Raw genomic sequence first — 17893 nt, forward strand, 5'->3', positions numbered from 1 at the left:
GAGGGGTGAGACGCCTTGCCGCGACGAGGGTCGCCTGTAGGCGTCTCACCCGTATTGTGGCGTCTCGCGTGCCGCCGGCCCCGCTCTCACCCGCCACAGGCCGTCTCGCAAGAGAAACGGACACAGAGGAAACGGACAGAGTCACCTGCGAGGATCGGAGCCATGAGCATCGTGAAGATCAACGCCATCACCGTCCCCGCCGACTCCGGCGACGAGCTTGCCCGCCGCTTCGCCGCCCGCGCCGGCGCCGTGGACGGCGTCCCCGGATTCGAGGGCTTCGAGCTGCTGCAGCCCACGGACGGGCGCAACGTCTGGCTCGTCGTGACCCGGTGGGCCGACGAGGAGAGCTTCGAGGCGTGGAAGAACTCCGCGTCGTTCGGGCACGGGCACGGGCGGCCGGTGGGGACCGAAGGCGCGGCCCAGACCGGGGGCGGCCCCGAGGCCCGAGACGCAGAGGCCGGAGCCGGAGCCGCGGGGACCGGAGGGGCCGGGGACGCGGGGCGGCAGCGCCCCGTCGGCGTTTCGGCCGAGCTGTGGAGCTTCGAGCCCGCTGACCTCGGGAAGTAGTCCACGCCGTCGCCCCAGCTTCCGGACATCGCCCTCCGCCGCGGCGCGTGGTGATGTCCGGAACCTGAGGTGCGGCCACCCGGGGGCGGCCGGTCGGCGCGGCTGAGACTGCCCGCGCCCGTCAGATGTCCGTGAGCCTCTGCAGCACCTCGAGGTCCCGCACCAGTCGGTCGTAGCGCGAGGCCCCCAGCTCCCGGCGCCATTCGGCCTCGATCCGCCCGATCTCCGCGCTCGCGGCCGCCGTCGCCGCCGCCCCACGCGATGCCACCCGGACGAGCGAAGCCCGCGCGTCAGTGGGATCGGGCACGCGCTCCACGTACCCGGCATCCTCGAGGGCCTGGACGAGCGCGCTCGCCGTCTGCTTCGTGACCTTGGCCCGGTCGGCGAGCTCTGTCACCCGCGAGCCGTGCTGGGATATCCGCTGGAACACGCGGGACTGCGCCATCGTGATGTCGGTGAACCCGGCGGCCGTGACCGCCTCGAAGACCCGGTCCTCGAGGGCGCGGTACGGGATGTAGAGGAGCAGTCCGATGTTCAACGCCACCCCTTGATTATAGTCAGTCTCCCTGACCATAATTGATCAGGAACTCGTACTTCTTCTGCTGCAGATCCCTGCAAGGAGTGCCCGATGCGCGGTGACGAACTCTGGGCCCATGTCCACGCCGAGCGCGGCGCGCTCGCAAGCCTCCTCTCGGGCCTCACGCCCGAGCAGTGGGACTCCCCGAGCCTCTGCCCAGGCTGGCGCGTGCGCGATGTCGCCGCGCATGTCATCTCGGCAGCGCAGACCGGTGTCCTGGGCGAGGCGGCGGCGTTCGCGCGCGCCCGCGGCGGCTTCGACCGGATGAACCTCCTCGAAGGCCAGCGGCGCGGCTCCGCCCCGGTGACCGAGATCCTCGGCGACTACCGGCGGCTGGCGGCCTCGCGCCGTCGTGCGCCGGGAACCGGAGGCGTCACCCCGCTGCTCGACGTCCTCGTCCACACCCAGGACATCGCGATCCCCCTCGGCCTCGCGCACCGCATGCCCGTCGACGCGGCGGCCGCGTGCACGGAGCAGGTGTGGCGGGTCGCCTTCCCCTTCAACGCACGACGCCGGCTGGCTGGCTTCGGCCTCCGTGCCACCGACGCGGACTGGCAGGCCGGCGACGGCCCCGCCGTCGAGGGTCCCATCGAGGCCCTCCTGACGCTGCTCACGGGCCGACGGGCGTGGCTGCACCGCCTCGCCGGTCCCGGAGTGGCACGTCTGTAGTTCCCACGCAGGACCAGGCCCGAGGAGGCCGCCATGAACCTCGTCACCCAGATCGCCGCGGGGCTGTCCGCCCTCATCCTCGTGGTCGTCGGGATCCTCGAAATCCGCTTCTACGGAGACCAGCGCTTCCGGCCCATCTTCTACGTGGACCCGGGAACCGAGGGTGCCGTGCGCATGTGGGCCCAGAACATCGGCGCGGTCAACATCGTCACGGCCGCCGGCATCGCGTCCGGCCTGTGGATGGCCAACGCGGGAACCGGCCTCGTGCACGGCATGGGCGTCGGGATCGTCGTGTACACGCTCGCGGCCAACCTGCTCCTCGGCCCGTGGCTTGGCGTCACCGAGCGGAGGCTGTGGGGCAGCGCGATCGGCCAGGCCTCCTTGCCGCTCGTGGGGCTCGTGGCGTTCGCCGTCGCGGGGTGACCCGCGCGTTACCGCTTGGACGGCGCTGCCGCGCGCGGCGGCGGCGGGTCGGGGCCGCCGGAAGCGCAGGCCCCAGTCAGTCCCGGTGCCTGCGCAGGACGGCGACCAGCACCGCCGCCGCGGCGGCTGCGGCCGTCATGACGAGGGCCATCGGCACTGCGGAGTCCTCGCCCGCGAGGCCGGGCAGCGGGGACACCACGGCGCCGAACACGAACTGCGAGGCGCCGAGGAGGGCGGAGCCGCTGCCGGAGACGTGCCGCACCTCCCCGAGCGCGAGGGCCGAGGAGTTGCCCATGACGAACCCGACGCTCGTCACCGCGACCCAGACCGGGATCGCGAGGATCCATCGTGGCCCGGGAAGGAGCGCCACGGCAAGGATCGCGATGCTGGCCGCGAGGAGGACCGGGACGGCCACGCCGATCATCGCCTGGGCGCCCAGCCGCCGCACGAGCCGGGACGAGACGTAGCCGGAGGTGATGAGGCCCACGGCGTTCGCGCCGAACAGGACGCCGTACGCGACCGCGGAGAAGCCCATCACGTTCTGGTAGACGAAGGAGCTCGCGGAGATGTAGGCCATCATCACCGCGAACGTCGTGGCGAACAGCGCCGCGAAGCCGAGGTACCGGGGGACGCGGAACAGCTGGGCGAACCCGCCTGCGAGGCTGTGCTTCCCGCGCGCCTCGCGCGGGAGGGTCTCGCGGAAGACCGTCGAGACGCTCAGCATCATGAGGGCGAACACGAGCCCGAGGACCCACATGATGCCGCGCCACCCGATCGGCCCCTCGAGGAGCGCGCCGATCGACGGCGCGAGGACCGGGGCGACGCCTCCCACGGTCATCATGAGGCTCATGGTCCGGGCCGTCTCGTGGCCCTTCGTGAGGTCCACGATGATGGCCCGCGCGATCACGATCCCCGCCGCGCCGCACAGGCCCTGGAAGAGCCGGCCCACGACGAGCACCTCGAGGCTCGGCGCGATCGCCGCGACCACGCTCGACGCGATCGCACCGACGTTCCCCACCAGCAGCGGGCGCAGCCGGCCGAACCGGTCCGAGAGCGAGCCGAACACGAGCTGGCCCGCCGCCATCCCGAGCAGGAACCCGGTCAGCGTCAGCTGCACGCCCGACGCCGTGGCAGCGAACTCCTGCTGCACGCGCGGGAACCCGGGCAGGTACAGGTCGGTCGAAAGCGGCGCGGCCGTCGCGAGGAAGGCGAGGACCAGGAGCCAGCCCGCGCTGATGCCGCCGCTGCGGTTCAGCGCGTGCGCGGGCATCGCTGTAGGAAGGTGGTTGAGACGTCAGGCACCCGACAAGCCTAGGCGGTCTGCCCGTTCGTGACGCTCCAGGCTCTGCTACCCACACCTAGGAAAGCCAGCCCGGGGTCCGGGCGAGGACCTCGGGGTGCTCCTCGACGTACCGTCGCAGCCCGCCCGTGCGGGGAACCTTGACGGGCTCGGGCCAGCGGGGCTCGAGGTAGTCGCCGAGGGTCACGCCGCGCAGCTTGCGCCCGATGAGGGGGACGACCCAGTCCTGCAGCCACGTGCGCTGCTGCGACACCCACTCGCGGGCCGTGCGGCGCGCGGGCTCCTCCCATTCCTTGGGCTCCATGCGGTGCGGGACCCCGAGGTGGTCCAGGACCTGGCGGGCGAGGAACTTGTGGCCCGCCTTGGACATGTGGAGGCGGTCGGAGTCCCACATGCGCCGATCGGCGTACTCGTCGAAGCACCAGTAGTCCACGAGCACGGCGTCGAGTTCGCGCGCCAGCGCGCGCACATGGGCGTTGTACTGCCAGTTGCGGCGCTTGAGGGGCTCGAGGAGAGGGTTGACCTTGACGTCGTAGCCGGTGAAGAGCACCAGCGTGGCGCCCGTCTCGGCGAGGGCCCGGGCGAGTCCGCTGTACTCGGCGAGCAGGTCGTCCATGTCGGTGCCGAGGTCGAGGATGTCGTTCCCGCCGGCGTAGAGCGTGACGAGGGTCGGCTCCATCGCGAGGGCCGGCTCGAGCTGGTCCGCGATGATCTGCCGCAGCCGCTTCGAGCGCACCGCGAGGTTTGCGTACTCCCAGCCCTTCTCGGCTTTGGCGAGCTTCTCGGCGACGCGGTCGGCCCAGCCGCGGACTCCGTTGGGCAGGAGGGGGTTCCAGTCCCCCACGCCCTCGGTGAAGGAGTCGCCCAGGGCGACGAACCTCCTCCGGCTCCCGGACACGCGCTCAGCCACGCCGGGAGTCTAGGCGCGGCAGGCCACGCGCAGCCGACGCCCGGGTTAACGCGAGACGACATGCGGCGCGGGTGAACACTCGTTTACCCTTGGAGGTAAACGCACGTTCACCCTTCCCAGCTCCGAAGGATCCATGAGCACCTCCCCGCACGCCGCCCCCACTCCCGCCGCACCCGGACGCCGCGACAGCAGCACGCCGGCCGGGCGCCGTCGTGCGCCCTGGCTCCTCACGCTGGTGCTGTCCCTCTCGGGGACGCTGGTCGCGCTGCAGCAGACGCTCGTCGTCCCGCTCCTGCCGGACTTCCCGAAGATCCTCGGCGTCTCCCCGGAGGACGCCTCGTGGCTCGTGACCGCGACCCTCCTGACCGCGGCCGTCGCGACCCCCATCGTGTCCAAGCTCGCGGACATGTTCGGGAAGAAGCTCATGATGCTCGTGTGCCTCGGGGTCATGATCGCAGGCTCCGTGGTCGCCGCCGTGGGGCTCGGGTTCGCCTGGGTCATCGTCGGACGGGCGCTGCAGGGCTTCTCGGCCTCGCTCATCCCCGTGGGGATCAGCATCATGCGGGACGAGCTCCCGCCGAAGAGGGTGGGCGGCGCGGTCGCCCTCATGTCCGCGACGCTCGGGATCGGCGGGGCGCTGGGCCTGCCGCTGGCCGGCGTCATCTACGACAACCTCGGCTGGCACAGCCTCTTCTGGGTCACCGGCGCCGCGGGCGTAGCGATGTTCGCCGCGATCCTCGGCAGCATCCCCGAGTCGCGGGTCAAGACGCCAGGCCGCTTCGACCTCCCCGGCGCGCTCCTGCTCTCCGCCGCCCTCGTCGCGCTGCTGCTCGCGGTGACGAAGGGCGGAACGTGGGGCTGGGGCAGCCCGGCGGTCCTCGGCCTGTTCCTCGCCGCCGCGGCGCTGCTCGCGGTGTGGTTCCCCTACGAGCTGCGGGTCGGCGCCCCGATGGTGGACCTGCGCACGTCCGCCCGCCGGCCGGTGCTGCTGACGAACATCGCCTCGGTCCTCGTGGGCTTCTCGATGTTCGCGAACCTCCTCCTTGCCTCGCAGCAGCTCCAGTTCCCCACCGCGACCGGCTACGGGTTCGGCCTCACCGTGCTCGAGGCCGGCCTGGTCATGGTCCCGTCCGGCCTGGTCATGGCGGTCTTCGCGCCGGTCTCGGGAGCGATGATCAATCGGCTCGGCGGCCGCCTCACGCTCATCATCGGCGCCGCGGTCCTCGCCGTGAGCTACGTGTTCCGCGTCTTCTTCTCCGGCTCCGTGCTCGAGGTCGCGATCGGCGCGACCCTCGTCAGCATCGGCACCGCGATCGCGTATGCGCCCATGCCGACCCTCATCATGGGCTCCGTGCCCGTCACCGAGACGGCGAGCGCGAACGGGCTCAACGCGCTCCTGCGGGCGGTCGGGACCTCGGCCTCGAGCGCCGCGGTGGCCGCGTTCCTCTCCACCGTGGTCGTGCACCGCGGGGACGCCACCTTCCCCTCCGCCGATGCCTTCCACGACGTGTACTGGATGGCCGCCGTGGCCGCGCTCGGCGCCATCGCCGTCGTCTGGTTCGTCCCCAAGCCGACCCCCACGACGGTGCACGCGGCGCGGGAAGGCGGCGACGTCGTCGTGCGCGGGATCCTCCGCACGGGGGCCGGGACGCCGGCCACGCGCGGGCTGGTCACCGTGCTCACGCTCGACGGCACGCCCATGGACTGGGCGCGGATCGACACCGAGGGCCGGTTCTCGGTTGCGGTCCCCGAGGCCGGGCAGTACCTCGCGGTCGCGACGGCGCCGGGCTGGGCGCCGTCGGCCCGGGTCGTGCGGCTCGAGCCGGAGACGCCGCACGAGCTGCTGCTCGGCGAGGAGCAGGCACTGCACGGGATGGTGCACGACGCCGCCGGCGCACCGGTGCGCGGGGCGGTCCTCTCCGTCGTGGGCTGGGAAGGCGCGTTCGAGGGCACGGCCCGCACGGACGACGACGGCCGCTACCGCCTCCTGCTGCCCCCGGCCGGACGCTACGTCGTGAGCCTGCTCGACCCGGCGACCGAGCACGCCCAGGCCCGCAAGGTGCACATCGAGACTCGCTCGCAGCAGCTCGACTGGGTCACGCCGTGAGTGCGCGCGACGCGATCCTGGCCGCCGCGCACGGGCTGTTCGGGGCGCGCGGCTACCGGGCCGTCACGGTGCGGGAGATCGCGGCGGCGGCCGGCTGCTCGCCCGCGCTCGTGATCAAGCACTTCGGGTCCAAGGAGCAGCTCTTCGCCCAGACCCGCCCCGACGACGCCCTCACCCACGCCATCACCGCGCCGCGCTCCGAGCTCGGGGAGGCCCTCGTGTTCCGCGTGCTCATGCGCCGCGAGCGGGATCTGCCGGAGCCGTGGATCACGATGTCCCGCAACGTCCGGGAGCTGCCCGACTCGGAGGCGGCCCGGGACGCGACCCGCGAGCAGCTCCTGGCCTGGATGGCCGACCTCATGGGCGACACGTCGCCGGGGCGGCGGCACGCCGAGGTGGTGTGCTCGCTCATGCTCGGGCTCGCGGAGGGCACCCGCACGCTCGGGCTGCTCGCGGCGCCCGGGTGGGAGTTCGACGACGCCGTGCGGCACTACGGCGCGATCATCCAGGCGGAGATCGACCGGGTCCCGTGAGCCGGGCGGGGCAGGGCGGCGGGCGGGGCGGCGGGCGGGGCGCCGGTCGTCCGGCCGGGCGTCAGCGCTCGATCGGTGCCACACCGCATGACCGGTGCTGCCCGGCACCGATCATGCGGGCAAGGGCCGACCGTGGGACGCACCCCGTCGGAGCCGGACGGCGAACCCGGCGTCAGCGCAGCACGATGTCGACCGGATTCGCCTGGGACGCCGGACCGCCCGGGACTGCAGGCCCCTCGATGAGGCCCGACCTGTTGGTGCGCTTGTCCCGGAGGATCTCCGTGACCGAGCCCAGGTACCGCGAGAGGTCGATGACGTTCTCCGGCGCGGCGAGCAGGAGCTGGAACCCGAACTCGTGCAGGGCCGAGATGCCTGCCCCGGCGAACTCCTCGGACGCGAGCACGAAGGCCTCGTCCATCATGACCGTCCCGTAGCTCGTGAACCCCTGCTCTGCGATGCCCAGTTGGTAGCTCAGGGCGGCGGCCATGATGAACGCGGTGAAGCGCTGCCGCTCGCCGCCGGACATCGAGCCGGTGTCGGCGTGCACGAACACCTCATCCCGCGGCTCCCCTGTCGCCGCGTCCCGGGACACCCGGTGCTCCTTGCACGAGATGAACACGTGGGCCCTCGTGTCCAGGACCTCCGCGCGCCACCGGCGGTCCTCGGGCGTCTGGGACGCGAGCCGCTTCACGAGGCCCTCGAGGGTCTTGTAGCGGATGGTGAGCTGGTCCTCGCCGGGCGAGCCCGCGCCGTCGTGCGTGCCCGGGGCCGACGCTGGCACCGACGCCGCCGAGACGGCCGACGGCGCGTGGCGCGCCTTGAGCGCCGAGACGATCGCATCCTTGAACTGCTTCGCGGACGCGGGCACGGTCTGGCGGATGTCCAGCTCGAGATAGGAGCCCTCGTGGAAGTCCACTCCGGCGAGGATCGAGTTCAGCGGCAGGATGCGCGCGGCGATCCCGCGGCGCTCCTCGTCCAGGAGGTGGAGCAGGGTCGAGAAGGACTCGTGCGTGCGCTGCGCGAAGAACTCCCGGAACTGGGACTCCTGGGCGGGCAGGCCCTCGGTCACGATCTGGTGGTAGCGGTCCTCGAAGGCGTCTGCCGCCGCGACAGAGGTGCCGTGGTCCGCCGAGACGACCGATCCCCAGTCCCGCTGGAACTGCTCGAAGATGCGCGTGAGCCGCTCGGCGGCGGCCTGCGCGCGGCTCTCGGCGGCGTGGATCCTGGCGGCGAGCTGGGCCTGGACCTCCGCGGCGATGCGTTCGAGGTCGTGCTGGTCGCCGGGCTCGCCGAACTCGGCGAAGAGCGGCGCGAGCATTCCCGTCGCCGCGTCCGACGGCGGTGCTGCCGCCAGCCGCGAGCGCGCGGCGTCGAGGACGCGGTCGGCGGACGAGAGCTGGCTGTCGAGCTGGCAGTACTCGCTGCCGAGGACGGCTGCGGCCTCGGTGGATGCCTGGTGCTCGGCGCGGGCCGCCTCGACCTTGGCCCGCAGCGGCTCGAGGTCGCTCTGGGCGGCGAGGGCGTCCCTGAGGCGGTCCTCGATCCGCGCCAGCTCGTCTTCGGCGACGGCGGAGGAGAGCTCCTCCCACGGCCGGTCGTCCTGCGCGACGCGCCGGAGCGCCTCGATCCGGCGCGCGACGCCCTGGTGCGAATCCTCGCTCGCCTGCGCCGCCTCGGCCGCGCGGGCGAGCGCACTCTCGAGCTCGAGGACCCGCGAGGCCAGGAGCTCGACCTTGGCCCCGTTGTCGAATCCGAGCACGAAGTCCGCGCGGGCGGCGAACCGGTCGTCCTTCTCGACCGTGCCTCGGCCGCGCTTGACCACCCCGCCGAGGCTCAGGCCCCGCTCGAGGCCGGCGAGCTCGTCGGGGTTCTCGACGCACGGGAACGCGAAGTCCGCGGCAATGCGCTCGCGGACGTACTGGGCCGGGTCGTCGGCGGGATCGGCCGGGGTTCCCGAGGACGCGGGGGACGCGGGGGACGCGGAGGACGCGGCAGCGTCCCGGAACTGCAGCTTGGTGAGGAGGTCGCCGTCGCGCACCTGGGCCAGTGCGAGCTCGGCGCCCGGGACGCGGGCCGAGAGGTCGACGGCGCGCAGCGCCCCGCGCACCGGGTTCGCGTCGAGCCAGCGCGTCACTGCGGCGAAGTGCCGCCCGGGGACGAGGAGCGTCGTCGCGAGCGAGCGCAGCGCCCGCTCCGCAGCGGGCCGCCAGCGCTCCTCGCCGTCGGCCAGGTCCACGAGCTCGCCGCCGAACGGCATCTCCTCCTCGGCCAGGCCCAGGGCCTGCGCAATGCGGGCGCGATTCTCCACGGCCGAGGGGGGCAGGAGGCTCTTGCTCGAGGACATCGCCGCGAGTTCGGCCCGGGCCTCGGCGAGCGCGCGCTTCGCGGTGGCCTGGGCCTCGAACGCCTCGAAGCGGGCCTCCTTGAGCGCCGCACTGTCGCCCTCGAGGGCGTCCAGGGCCTCGGCCGCCTGCTGGTGGGCGGCCGCCCAGCCCTCGGCTGAGAACGGGAGGTCGAGGCCGGCGTCGCGCATCCCCGCCCGGGCTGCCTCCTCGACCTCGCGCCGCAGGCGCAGGCCCACTGCAGCGTTGTCGCGGGCCTGCTCGAGCGTGGCGATCTGGTTGCCGCCGGCGTTGTTGTACTCGGCTTCGAGGGAGCGCAGGTCCGCCGCGAGGGCATCCCGGCGCTGCCGCTCCGCAGCGAGCTCCGCGGCCTTGGCCTGGGCGCTGGCCTTGATCCCGGCGAGGAGGCGCTCCTGGACCGTGACGGCGTGGGCCTGCCGGACGGCGTCGAACGGCTCAGCGGCGAGTTCGCGCAGCCCCGCGGCCTCCTCGAGCGCTGCCGCATGCTCGCTGTTGAGCGCCGGGACGGGGGCAAGCTGGTCGCGCTGGAGGCGCACGTCCTCGAGCCGTGCGCGGATGGACATGAGGTTGCTGAACTCCTCGACCACCTCGTCGGCGGCGGCGAGGGTGGCAGGAGGGTCGAGGACCTGGTCGCGGAAGAAGCTGTTCACGCTGCCGCCCAGGCCCTTGCCCGCCTGGATGACGCGCAGGAGCGGGAGCGCCTGGTCGCTTGAGATGCCGAGGAGGCGGCGGAAGCGCTCGGCAAACGTCTTGTGGACGTCGAAGACCTGCGCGTCGGGGAAGAGCGCCTCGAGGGCGGACTTCGTGAAGCGGCGCCCCTGGCCCTCGCCCGCGAGGCCCTCCACGGCTTGGACGTCCAAGGGAGCCGAGTCGATGAGGTAGAAGCGGCCGAGGCTGGACTCAGTGCCGTTCTTTGGCAGGTCGAACAGGGCAGTGAGCGTGTGGCGGGTGCCGGCGGCGTTGTCGAACGTGAGGGCGACGGCGCTCCAGGTCGCCCCGGGCCGCTGGAACGCGCTCGTCTGGCCCTCGCCGACGGCCACGTCGCCGACCTTGCCCCGCATGTACGTGTAGGTGGTGCGGCGGTCCTCACTATGGCCCGTGCGGGCGGCAGCGGCCTCGTTCGAGCGCGGGCGCGCGTCGAAGACACGGGCGATCGCGTCGAACAGGGTCGACTTGCCCACGCCCGAGTTACCGGTGAGCATCGTGCCGCCCCGGTCGACGTGCATCGTGTGGGCCCCGTGGAAGGTGCCCCAGTTGACGACCTGGACGAGGGCGAGGCGGTACTGGCCCGGGTTGACCTCGGTGCCGAGCGGGAGCATGGCCGCGATGCTCACAGGAAGGCCTCCTGCCCCTCGACGCCGAGGTCACCCCCAGTGGGCCCGAGGTCACCCCCAGTGGGCCCGAGGTCACCCCCAGTGGGCCCGAGGTCACCCCCAGTGACGCCGAGGTCACCTTCTTCCTCCGCCGAGGGTGCGGCGCCGTCGACGCCCAAGGCGAGCTGGCCGGCGTCGTGCGCGGGCACCGCATTCCGGACGGGCCCCGCGGCGGCGACCGCCTCGAGGTGGCGGGTCACGTCGCCGATGTTGTCGAACGGCAGCGCGAGCGGGAGGGCATTGGAGATGAGGTACGCGTCGTCGAGGGCGGTCGGGATGAGGAGCCGGCGCGCCTGCAGCTTGGCGACGGCGCGGGCCAAGGTGTCTGCATCGCGGAGGGCGTCCTGCTCCTCCGGGGGCTGGTAGTGGGCAACGACGTCGGCGAGCTCCTCCAGCGTGACCGTCGGCTCGGTCTGGGCGGTGGCGTGCCGGTCGAGGAGCAGGCGGAGCCGCAGCACCAGGATTGTCTCGACGCGGCTCAGGGCCCGCTGCTGGCGCAGGACCGTCGCGCGCGACGCCGTCCCGAGCAGCTCGGGGTCGACGGGCCGGAGGACCGCGACCTTCCGCTCGTGGTCGATCTGCAGACGGAGGAAGAGCTCCGACAGCCGCGACCGGAGGATCTCCTGGTGGTCCAGGAGCGTCGTCCAGGCCTTCTCGTCGCGGCCGCCGTCGAGGTAGGGGCCCTTGAGGAGCCTGACCAGGACGTGGCGGACCCGGAGCGGGAGGGCTCCGGTGTCGCCGTCGTAGAGGGCCGATCCCGTGGAGTACGCGTGCTCTGGGGTGACCTCGGCGTCATACGGGGTGACCTCGGGCTCAGAAAGCGTGACCTCGGCGTCAGAGGCGGTGACCTCGGCGGTCGTGTCCATCTAGTTCTCCTCCTCGCGCGAAGGGCGGGTGATCGTCGCGTCCGGGACGTACGCGGAGCGCCGGGTTCCATCGACCTGGCCGAAGTCGAGCGCCACCCAGCCGGAACGGTCGAGGCGCACGCCCTCGTGGAGCAGGTGGCCGAGCAGGGCGCGGATCGAGTTGATGTGCTGTTCCTCGGGCGGGATCTGCTCCCACACCTCGGAGAGCCGGGCCTGTCCGCCGCCCGCTTCAAGCGCGACGGCGACCGCCTGCCTCAGCGTCGCCGCCCGCGCCTTCGCGGTGCGGGCCGACCGCGCCCGCTCCTGGCCGCCGAAGCTGATCGGCTCGGCGAGACGGGGCGGCGGGGCGAGCTCGTCGGGATCGAAGAGCTTGACCATGGACAGCGACTCGAACTCCGCGCCGAACAGCTCCGGCCCCGGCGCGAAACCGGACTCCTCCCGGGCATAGGGGAGCCGCCGGATCGCCTGCTCCGCACGCCGGATCGCATCACGGAGGCGGACGGACTGGCGGTAGTCGTCGCTCTGGACGTACGTGTTGAGGCTTTCGGAGAGCTTGCCGTAGATGCTCTGGATCTGCGAATGCGACTCCCGCAGCTCGATGACGAGGTGGCGGAGCGTCTCGCGCTCCTCGTGGCCGAGGCGGTCGGCGAAGTCGCGTGAGAGCACCTCGGCGATAGCGGAGCGGAACCGCAGCTGCTGTTCTGGGTCCTCGAGGAACGCAGTGAAGGACCGGAAGGTACGTCCCTCAGTCGAGGCGCGCAGCCGGCGGTCGGCCTCGAGGACCTGCGCCATCGTGGCGCCCTTCGTGAGGGACTCCTCGATGATCTGGTTGCGCAGCTGGCCTACGGAGTCCTCAAGCGTGGCGCGCATGCGCTTGAAGTCGGCAGGGAGGCCGGCTGCGAGGTCGAGGATGTTCTCGGCGGCCTCTAGCGCGGTGTCGCTGTCGAGGCCGCCGGTCTGCTCGCCCGCGCGCAGCTGGCGGACGAGTTCCCTCCGTTCCTCGATCTCCGCCTCGAGCGCCTCGATCCGCGCCGAGGTGTCCGGGTTGGTCTCCCGTGCGAGCTTCTCGACGTCGCCCAGGAGCGTCCCGAGGCGCGAGCCCGTGAGCGTGGAGCGGTCGGAGGAGAGGGACTCGAGGAACGCGAGAACGCGGGCCGTGGCCTCGGTGAGCTCGTACACGATCCGGCCACCCTGCGCCCGCCGCGTGAGGAAGCGCCGGCGGGTCCAGTCGTCGGCGACAGCGCGGGCAGTCGCGGCACCGGCCGTGGGCGCCTGGCCGGCCGCGGCGTCGCGGGACCGCAGGTCCTCGAGGAACGCCCCGAGCTCGTCGTGGAACGCCTCGAGCTCCACCTGCGGCCGGTTGCGCGAGAAGGCAGTGTGCAGCGCGGCGATGGTCCACGGGGCCGAGCGCGTGAGCGCCCATGCCGGGCCGTGGTGGAGCGCCTCGAGTTCCGCGAGCCGCGCCAGCATGGACGACGGCGCCGCCCCACCCCTGGCGGCCGCCGCACCTCGGGCCCGTGGGGCTGGCGCGCCGGCCCGGGCTGCTGGAGCGGCGGCCCGGGCTGCTGGAGCGGCGTCCGGCCCGATCACGCGCTCGGGCACGCTTGCGCGAAGCGTCGACGGAGGCGTGGATTCGGGCACGGCAGACCAGTCTAGCGACACCGGTCCGGCCGTCCTGCGCCGGCAGCCCACTGCGGGAACCCCGGGCCGCCCTTCCCCGTTGAACCGGCAGAAGCTGCCCGGACCCCGGCGGGGTTCGAGAACTGTCGGCGCCCCGCGACATAATGGCCGTGGCTGGTTGGGGGAACCGCCCCTGGCCCGTCGGCAGCGCCAACGCTGGATGCCGCCCGGCACCCCGGGCCTTGAACAAGGAGCTCTGTACCCAAGCGGTGTTTCTGAGAACCTTCGGGTGGTCGTTCGGCGTGAGCCTCGTCGCCCTGGCCGTCGCATTCCTCTATGGCGGGCCCCAAGCGCTGTTCCTCGCGCTCGTGCTCGGCATCCTCGAGGTGAGCCTGAGCTTCGACAACGCGGTGGTCAACGCCCGCATCCTCGAGCGCATGAACCCGTTCTGGCAGAAGATGTTCCTCACCGTGGGCATCGTCATCGCCGTGTTCGGCATGCGCGTGCTCTTCCCGCTGCTCATCGTGGGCCTCACGGCCCAGCTCAACCCCGTGGAGGCTGTCCAGCTCGCGCTGGCCAAGGGCCCGATCGAGGAGCCCGGCACCTACGCGTACATCCTCCACCACGCCCACCCGCAGATCGCGGCGTTCGGCGGCCTCTTCCTGCTCATGATCTTCCTCGACTTCTTCTTCGAGGAACGGGACATCAAGTGGCTGCACTGGCTCGAGATGCCCCTCGCCAAGGTAGGCCGGATGAACGGCGCGTCCCTCGTCGTGGGCCTCATCGCCCTCGCGGTGATCGGTCAGCTCTCCGGTCCCGGACTGCAGGGCGCGGTCCTCATGTCGGGCATCTTCGGCATGGTCGCCTACTTCCTGGTCAAGGGCCTCGGCGAGCTCTTCGACGTCGACGACAGCGGCGAGATCGATGCGGCGGACATCCCAGCAGTCGCCGGCGGCACCCATGCGAGAGTCCCCAACCGGGTCGTCCAGGTCTCGGGCAAGGCCGCGTTCATGCTTTTCCTGTACCTCGAGATGATCGACGCGTCGTTCTCGTTCGACGGCGTCATCGGCGCCTTCGCCATCACCTCCGACCCGATCATCATCGCCCTCGGCCTCGGCCTCATCGGCGCCATGTTCGTCCGCTCGCTCACGGTCTACCTCGTCCGTCAGGGCACCCTCGACGAGTACGAGTACCTCGACCACGGGGCGCACTGGGCGATCGGCGCCCTCGCGATCATCCTCCTGATCACGATCGGCATCGAGGTCAACGAGGTCGTCACCGGCCTCGTTGGCGTCTTCTTCATCGCGGCAGCGTTCATCGCCTCCGTCCGCCGGAACCGCCGCAGGGCCCGCGAGCCGGAACCCGCGGCCACAGCCTGAGACACCAACCACTACCGAGAAGAACGACGACAAGGAGCGCATTGTGGGACTGAGCCTGCAGAAGGGCCAAGGGCTCTCGCTGACCAAGCAGGACGGCTCGAGCATGACCCAGGTCCGCATGGGCCTCGGGTGGGACGCCGTCCAGCAGCCCAAGAAGGGCGGCCTGTTCGGGAGCCTGTTCGGGGGCGGGGAAGCCGAGATCGACCTCGATGCCTCGGCCATCCTGTACAACGCCGGGCGTCAGGCCCTCGACACGGTGTTCTTCAACCAGCTCGCCAGCAAGGACGGCTCGATCCGCCACACGGGCGACAACCTCACGGGCGCCGGCGAGGGCGACGACGAGACGATCATGGTCAACCTGCCCAGCGTCAACGGCGTGGTGGAGCACATCGTCTTCGTCATCACCAGCTACTCGCAGCAGACCTTCGACCGCGTCCAGAACGCGTTCTGCCGGGTGGTCGACGACTCGGTGCCCGGCAGCCCCGAGGTCGCACGGTACACGCTCACCGAACAGGGCCCGTCGACGGGGATGATCATGGCCAAGCTGTCCCGTGAGGGTGCAGGCTGGAAGTTCACGGCGATCGGCCAGCCGGCGAACGGCCGCACAGTCGGCGACCTCGTCGGCCCCGCGGCCGCCGTCCTCTGACCGCCACCACAGTCCGCGAAGGAGCATCATGGCAAGCCTGTCCCTGAGCAAGGGAAGCAACCTGTCCCTCACCAAGGCGGACCCCGGCCTGACCCGCGCCATGGTGGGTCTCGGCTGGGACCCCCGCACGACGGCGGGCGAGGCCTTCGACCTCGACGCCTCGGCCCTGCTCGTCACGGCCAGGGGCAAGGTGCGCAGCAACGACGACTTCATCTTCTACAACCAGCTCACCGCCGCCGACGGCTCGGTGGTCCACCAGGGCGACAACCGCACGGGCGTGGGCGAGGGAGATGACGAGCAGATCCTCATCGACCTCTCCAAGGTCGCAGCGGACATCGAGAAGGTGGTCATCGTCGTCTCCATCGACCAGGCCGAAGCCCGCCGGCAGAACTTCGGCATGGTCCGCGGCGCCTTCTGCCGCGTGGTGAACGACGAGACCGGCGACGAGGTGGTCCGCTACGACCTCACGGAAGACGCTGCCTCGGAGACCTGCATGATCTTCTCGGAGATCTACCGGCACGGCAGTGAATGGAAGTTCCGGGCGGTCGGCCAGGGCTACGCCACCGGCCTGCGCGGCGTCGCGACCGACTTCGGCATCGTCCTCGACTGACCCGCGCCGAGAGCGCGGCCCAAGACCAACAGCAAAGGAGCACCGACATGGCCGGACTGACCCTCTCCAAGGGCGGCAACCTCTCCCTCACCAAGACCGACCCGGGCCTGACGAACGCGATCGTCGGCCTCGGCTGGGACCCGCGCACGACCACTGGCGACGCCTTCGACCTCGACGCCTCCGCGCTGATGCTGGGGGCCAACGGAAAGGTCCGGTCGGACGCCGACTTCATCTTCTACAACCAGAAGGACTCGGCCGACGGATCGGTCTCACACCTCGGGGACAACCGCACGGGCGAGGGCGGCGGAGACGACGAGCAGATCAAGGTCCACCTCGCGAACGTCCCTGCCGACGTCGAGCGGATCGTCGTCGTCGTGAGCATCGACCAGGCCGAGTCGCGCCGGCAGAACTTCGGCATGGTCCGGGGCGCGTACTGCCGGATCGTCAACGCCGGCACGGACACCGAGGTGGTCCGCTACGACCTCTCCGAGGATGCGGCAGCCGAGACCTGCATGATCTTCGCCGAGCTGTACCGCCACTCGGGCGAGTGGAAGTTCAAGGCCGTCGGCCAGGGCTACGCGAGCGGTCTCGCCGGCGTGGCGACCGACTTCGGCGTCAACCTCGGCTGACGCGGGCACCGGCCGCACGAGCACCGCAGACCACTACGAAGGAGCACGCGATGTCCATCTCCCTGACCCCTCCGGATCCCACCGAGACGCAGGCCGCCCTCGTCCTGCAGGCACCCGAGCCGGCGCCTGTCATCAAGGAGGAGGAAGCTCCCGGCATGGTGCCGGTTCCGACCGAGCGCCAGACCGAGATCGCCTCGCAGGCGAAGGCGTTCGTGGCCGAGATCGCGGCGATGGACTCGCGGAGCCCTGACTTCCAGCAGAAGGTCGAGGGCCTCAACAGGTTCGCGGGCCGCGAGATGGTCGCGTCGTCGGACGCCTCGAACCGCCTCCTCGAGCGCTCGACCACGTCCATGGCGAGCGCGAAGAAGACCGGCAACAGCGCCCAGATGTATGTCGCGTCGACGCTCGGGGAGCTCCGCTCCACGGTCGAGGACCTCACCCCGAACCAGTCGGACCTCAGCGTCGGCCGGAAGATCCTCGGCGTGATCCCCGGCGGGAACAAGCTGGCCAAGTACTTCCAGCGCTACGAGTCCGCGCAGACCCAGCTGGACAAGATCATCAAGTCGCTCATGGCGGGCCAGGACGAGCTCATGAAGGACAACGCGTCCTTGGCGCAGGAGAAGACGCGGCTGTGGGAGACCATGCAGCAGCTCTCCGAGTACGCCGTCTTCGCCCAGGAGCTCGACAAGGCCACCGTCGAGAAGATCGACGAGGTGCGCCGCGGCGGGCAGGCGGAGCACGCCCAGCAGCTCGAGTCGGACGTCCTGTTCCCGGTGCGCCAGCGTCGCCAGGACATCCTGACCCAGCTCGCGGTGTCCGTGCAGGGCTACCTCGCAATCGACATGATCCGGAAGAACAACAACGAGCTCATCAAGGGCGTCGACCGCGCACGCACGACGACGATCAGCGCCCTCCGCACGGCAGTGATCGTCGCGCAGGCGCTGGCCAACCAGAAGCTCGTGCTCGACCAGATCGATGCGATCAACACGACGACGAACAACATGATCCTGCGCACCTCCGAGATGCTGAAGGACCAGACCGGGCGCATCCACCAGCAGGCGGCCAGCTCCGGCGTCTCCGTCCAGACCCTCGAGAAGGCCTTCGCGAACATCTACGAGACGATGGACGCCATCGACACCTTCCGGTCGCAGGCCGCGAAGAGCATGGAGGGCACGGTGCACGCCCTCGAGGAAGGTCTGGAGAGGTCCCGCCCGTACATCGAGAGGGTGCGCCGGCAGGAGGGCAACGCGAGCTGACGCCGCGCTCGCGACGGTTTCCCCCTCGCTGCTGACTTCCCCGGCGGGCGTCGCCGGCTCCGCCG

At 71.5% G+C, this 17893-nt stretch carries 16 protein-coding genes; 10 read left to right on the plus strand and 6 right to left on the minus strand.

The window, feature by feature from the left end; translation table 11 throughout:
* Window positions 1-162: 162 nt before the first annotated feature.
* Entirely contained in the window at window positions 163-567 is a 405-nt protein-coding gene (locus tag CGQ25_RS14600) for an antibiotic biosynthesis monooxygenase (RefSeq protein ID WP_208710580.1), read from the plus strand.
* Window positions 568-688: 121 nt separating this feature from the next.
* Here CGQ25_RS14600 and CGQ25_RS14605 read toward each other — a convergent pair whose 3' ends face one another.
* Complete coding sequence (locus CGQ25_RS14605; protein ID WP_255405350.1) at window positions 689-1111, minus strand: MarR family winged helix-turn-helix transcriptional regulator; 423 nt, start codon at window positions 1109-1111, stop codon at window positions 689-691.
* An 84-nt stretch (window positions 1112-1195) separates the two neighbouring features.
* Here CGQ25_RS14605 and CGQ25_RS14610 point away from each other — a divergent pair, with 84 nt between their 5' ends.
* Both CGQ25_RS14610 and CGQ25_RS14615 read left to right on the plus strand, forming a co-directional pair.
* Window positions 1196-1813, plus strand: coding sequence for a maleylpyruvate isomerase family mycothiol-dependent enzyme (locus tag CGQ25_RS14610; protein WP_208710582.1), 618 nt, complete (start codon window positions 1196-1198; stop codon window positions 1811-1813).
* Between the two features lie 33 nt (window positions 1814-1846).
* Window positions 1847-2236, plus strand: a complete 390-nt coding sequence (locus CGQ25_RS14615) for a DUF1304 family protein (RefSeq protein ID WP_208710583.1) — start codon at window positions 1847-1849, stop codon at window positions 2234-2236.
* 76 nt (window positions 2237-2312) lie between these two features.
* Here CGQ25_RS14615 and CGQ25_RS14620 read toward each other — a convergent pair whose 3' ends face one another.
* Together CGQ25_RS14620 and CGQ25_RS14625 are read right to left on the minus strand one after the other, a co-directional pair.
* Window positions 2313-3506: a multidrug effflux MFS transporter gene (locus CGQ25_RS14620; RefSeq protein WP_208710584.1), complete on the minus strand. Its 1194-nt coding sequence runs from the start codon at window positions 3504-3506 to the stop codon at window positions 2313-2315.
* 88 nt (window positions 3507-3594) lie between these two features.
* Window positions 3595-4446, minus strand: coding sequence for an SGNH/GDSL hydrolase family protein (locus CGQ25_RS14625; RefSeq protein WP_255405351.1), 852 nt, complete (start codon window positions 4444-4446; stop codon window positions 3595-3597).
* 133 nt (window positions 4447-4579) lie between these two features.
* On the opposite strand from CGQ25_RS14625, the gene CGQ25_RS14630 reads away from it, so the two are divergent.
* Both CGQ25_RS14630 and CGQ25_RS14635 read left to right on the plus strand, forming a co-directional pair.
* Window positions 4580-6553 (plus strand): MFS transporter, encoded by a 1974-nt coding sequence (locus tag CGQ25_RS14630; protein ID WP_208710585.1) that lies wholly within the window; start codon window positions 4580-4582, stop codon window positions 6551-6553.
* Window positions 6550-7086, plus strand: a complete 537-nt coding sequence (locus tag CGQ25_RS14635) for a TetR/AcrR family transcriptional regulator (protein WP_255405352.1) — start codon at window positions 6550-6552, stop codon at window positions 7084-7086. Before CGQ25_RS14630 ends, CGQ25_RS14635 begins: the two co-directional genes overlap by 4 nt.
* A 172-nt stretch (window positions 7087-7258) precedes the next feature.
* Here CGQ25_RS14635 and CGQ25_RS14640 read toward each other — a convergent pair whose 3' ends face one another.
* The 3 genes from CGQ25_RS14640 to CGQ25_RS14650 are packed head-to-tail and all read right to left on the minus strand — an operon-like array spanning window position 7259 to window position 13158.
* Window positions 7259-10783, minus strand: coding sequence for an ATP-binding protein (locus CGQ25_RS14640; RefSeq protein WP_208710586.1), 3525 nt, complete (start codon window positions 10781-10783; stop codon window positions 7259-7261).
* On the minus strand, window positions 10780-11688 hold the full coding sequence (locus tag CGQ25_RS14645) for a DUF4194 domain-containing protein (RefSeq protein ID WP_208710587.1): 909 nt from the start codon (window positions 11686-11688) through the stop codon (window positions 10780-10782). Before CGQ25_RS14645 ends, CGQ25_RS14640 begins: the two co-directional genes overlap by 4 nt.
* A complete protein-coding gene (locus CGQ25_RS14650; RefSeq protein WP_208713109.1) occupies window positions 11689-13158 on the minus strand; it encodes a DUF3375 family protein in 1470 nt (489 codons plus the stop codon).
* Between the two features lie 419 nt (window positions 13159-13577).
* Here CGQ25_RS14650 and CGQ25_RS14655 point away from each other — a divergent pair, with 419 nt between their 5' ends.
* Genes CGQ25_RS14655 through CGQ25_RS14675 form a run of 5 tightly spaced genes read left to right on the plus strand, consistent with a single transcriptional unit; the run spans window position 13578 to window position 17828 of the window.
* Complete coding sequence (locus CGQ25_RS14655) at window positions 13578-14687, plus strand: DUF475 domain-containing protein (protein ID WP_208710588.1); 1110 nt, start codon at window positions 13578-13580, stop codon at window positions 14685-14687.
* Between the two features lie 43 nt (window positions 14688-14730).
* Complete coding sequence (locus CGQ25_RS14660; protein ID WP_208710589.1) at window positions 14731-15333, plus strand: TerD family protein; 603 nt, start codon at window positions 14731-14733, stop codon at window positions 15331-15333.
* A 28-nt stretch (window positions 15334-15361) separates the two neighbouring features.
* Complete coding sequence (locus CGQ25_RS14665) at window positions 15362-15943, plus strand: TerD family protein (RefSeq protein WP_208710590.1); 582 nt, start codon at window positions 15362-15364, stop codon at window positions 15941-15943.
* A 47-nt stretch (window positions 15944-15990) separates the two neighbouring features.
* Window positions 15991-16572: a TerD family protein gene (locus CGQ25_RS14670; RefSeq protein WP_208710591.1), complete on the plus strand. Its 582-nt coding sequence runs from the start codon at window positions 15991-15993 to the stop codon at window positions 16570-16572.
* Between the two features lie 50 nt (window positions 16573-16622).
* Window positions 16623-17828, plus strand: coding sequence for a toxic anion resistance protein (locus CGQ25_RS14675; protein ID WP_208710592.1), 1206 nt, complete (start codon window positions 16623-16625; stop codon window positions 17826-17828).
* Window positions 17829-17893 lie beyond the last annotated feature (65 nt).

The sequence above is a fragment of the Sinomonas sp. R1AF57 genome, from assembly GCF_002224485.1.
Taxonomy (GTDB): Bacteria; Actinomycetota; Actinomycetes; order Actinomycetales; family Micrococcaceae; genus Sinomonas; species Sinomonas flava.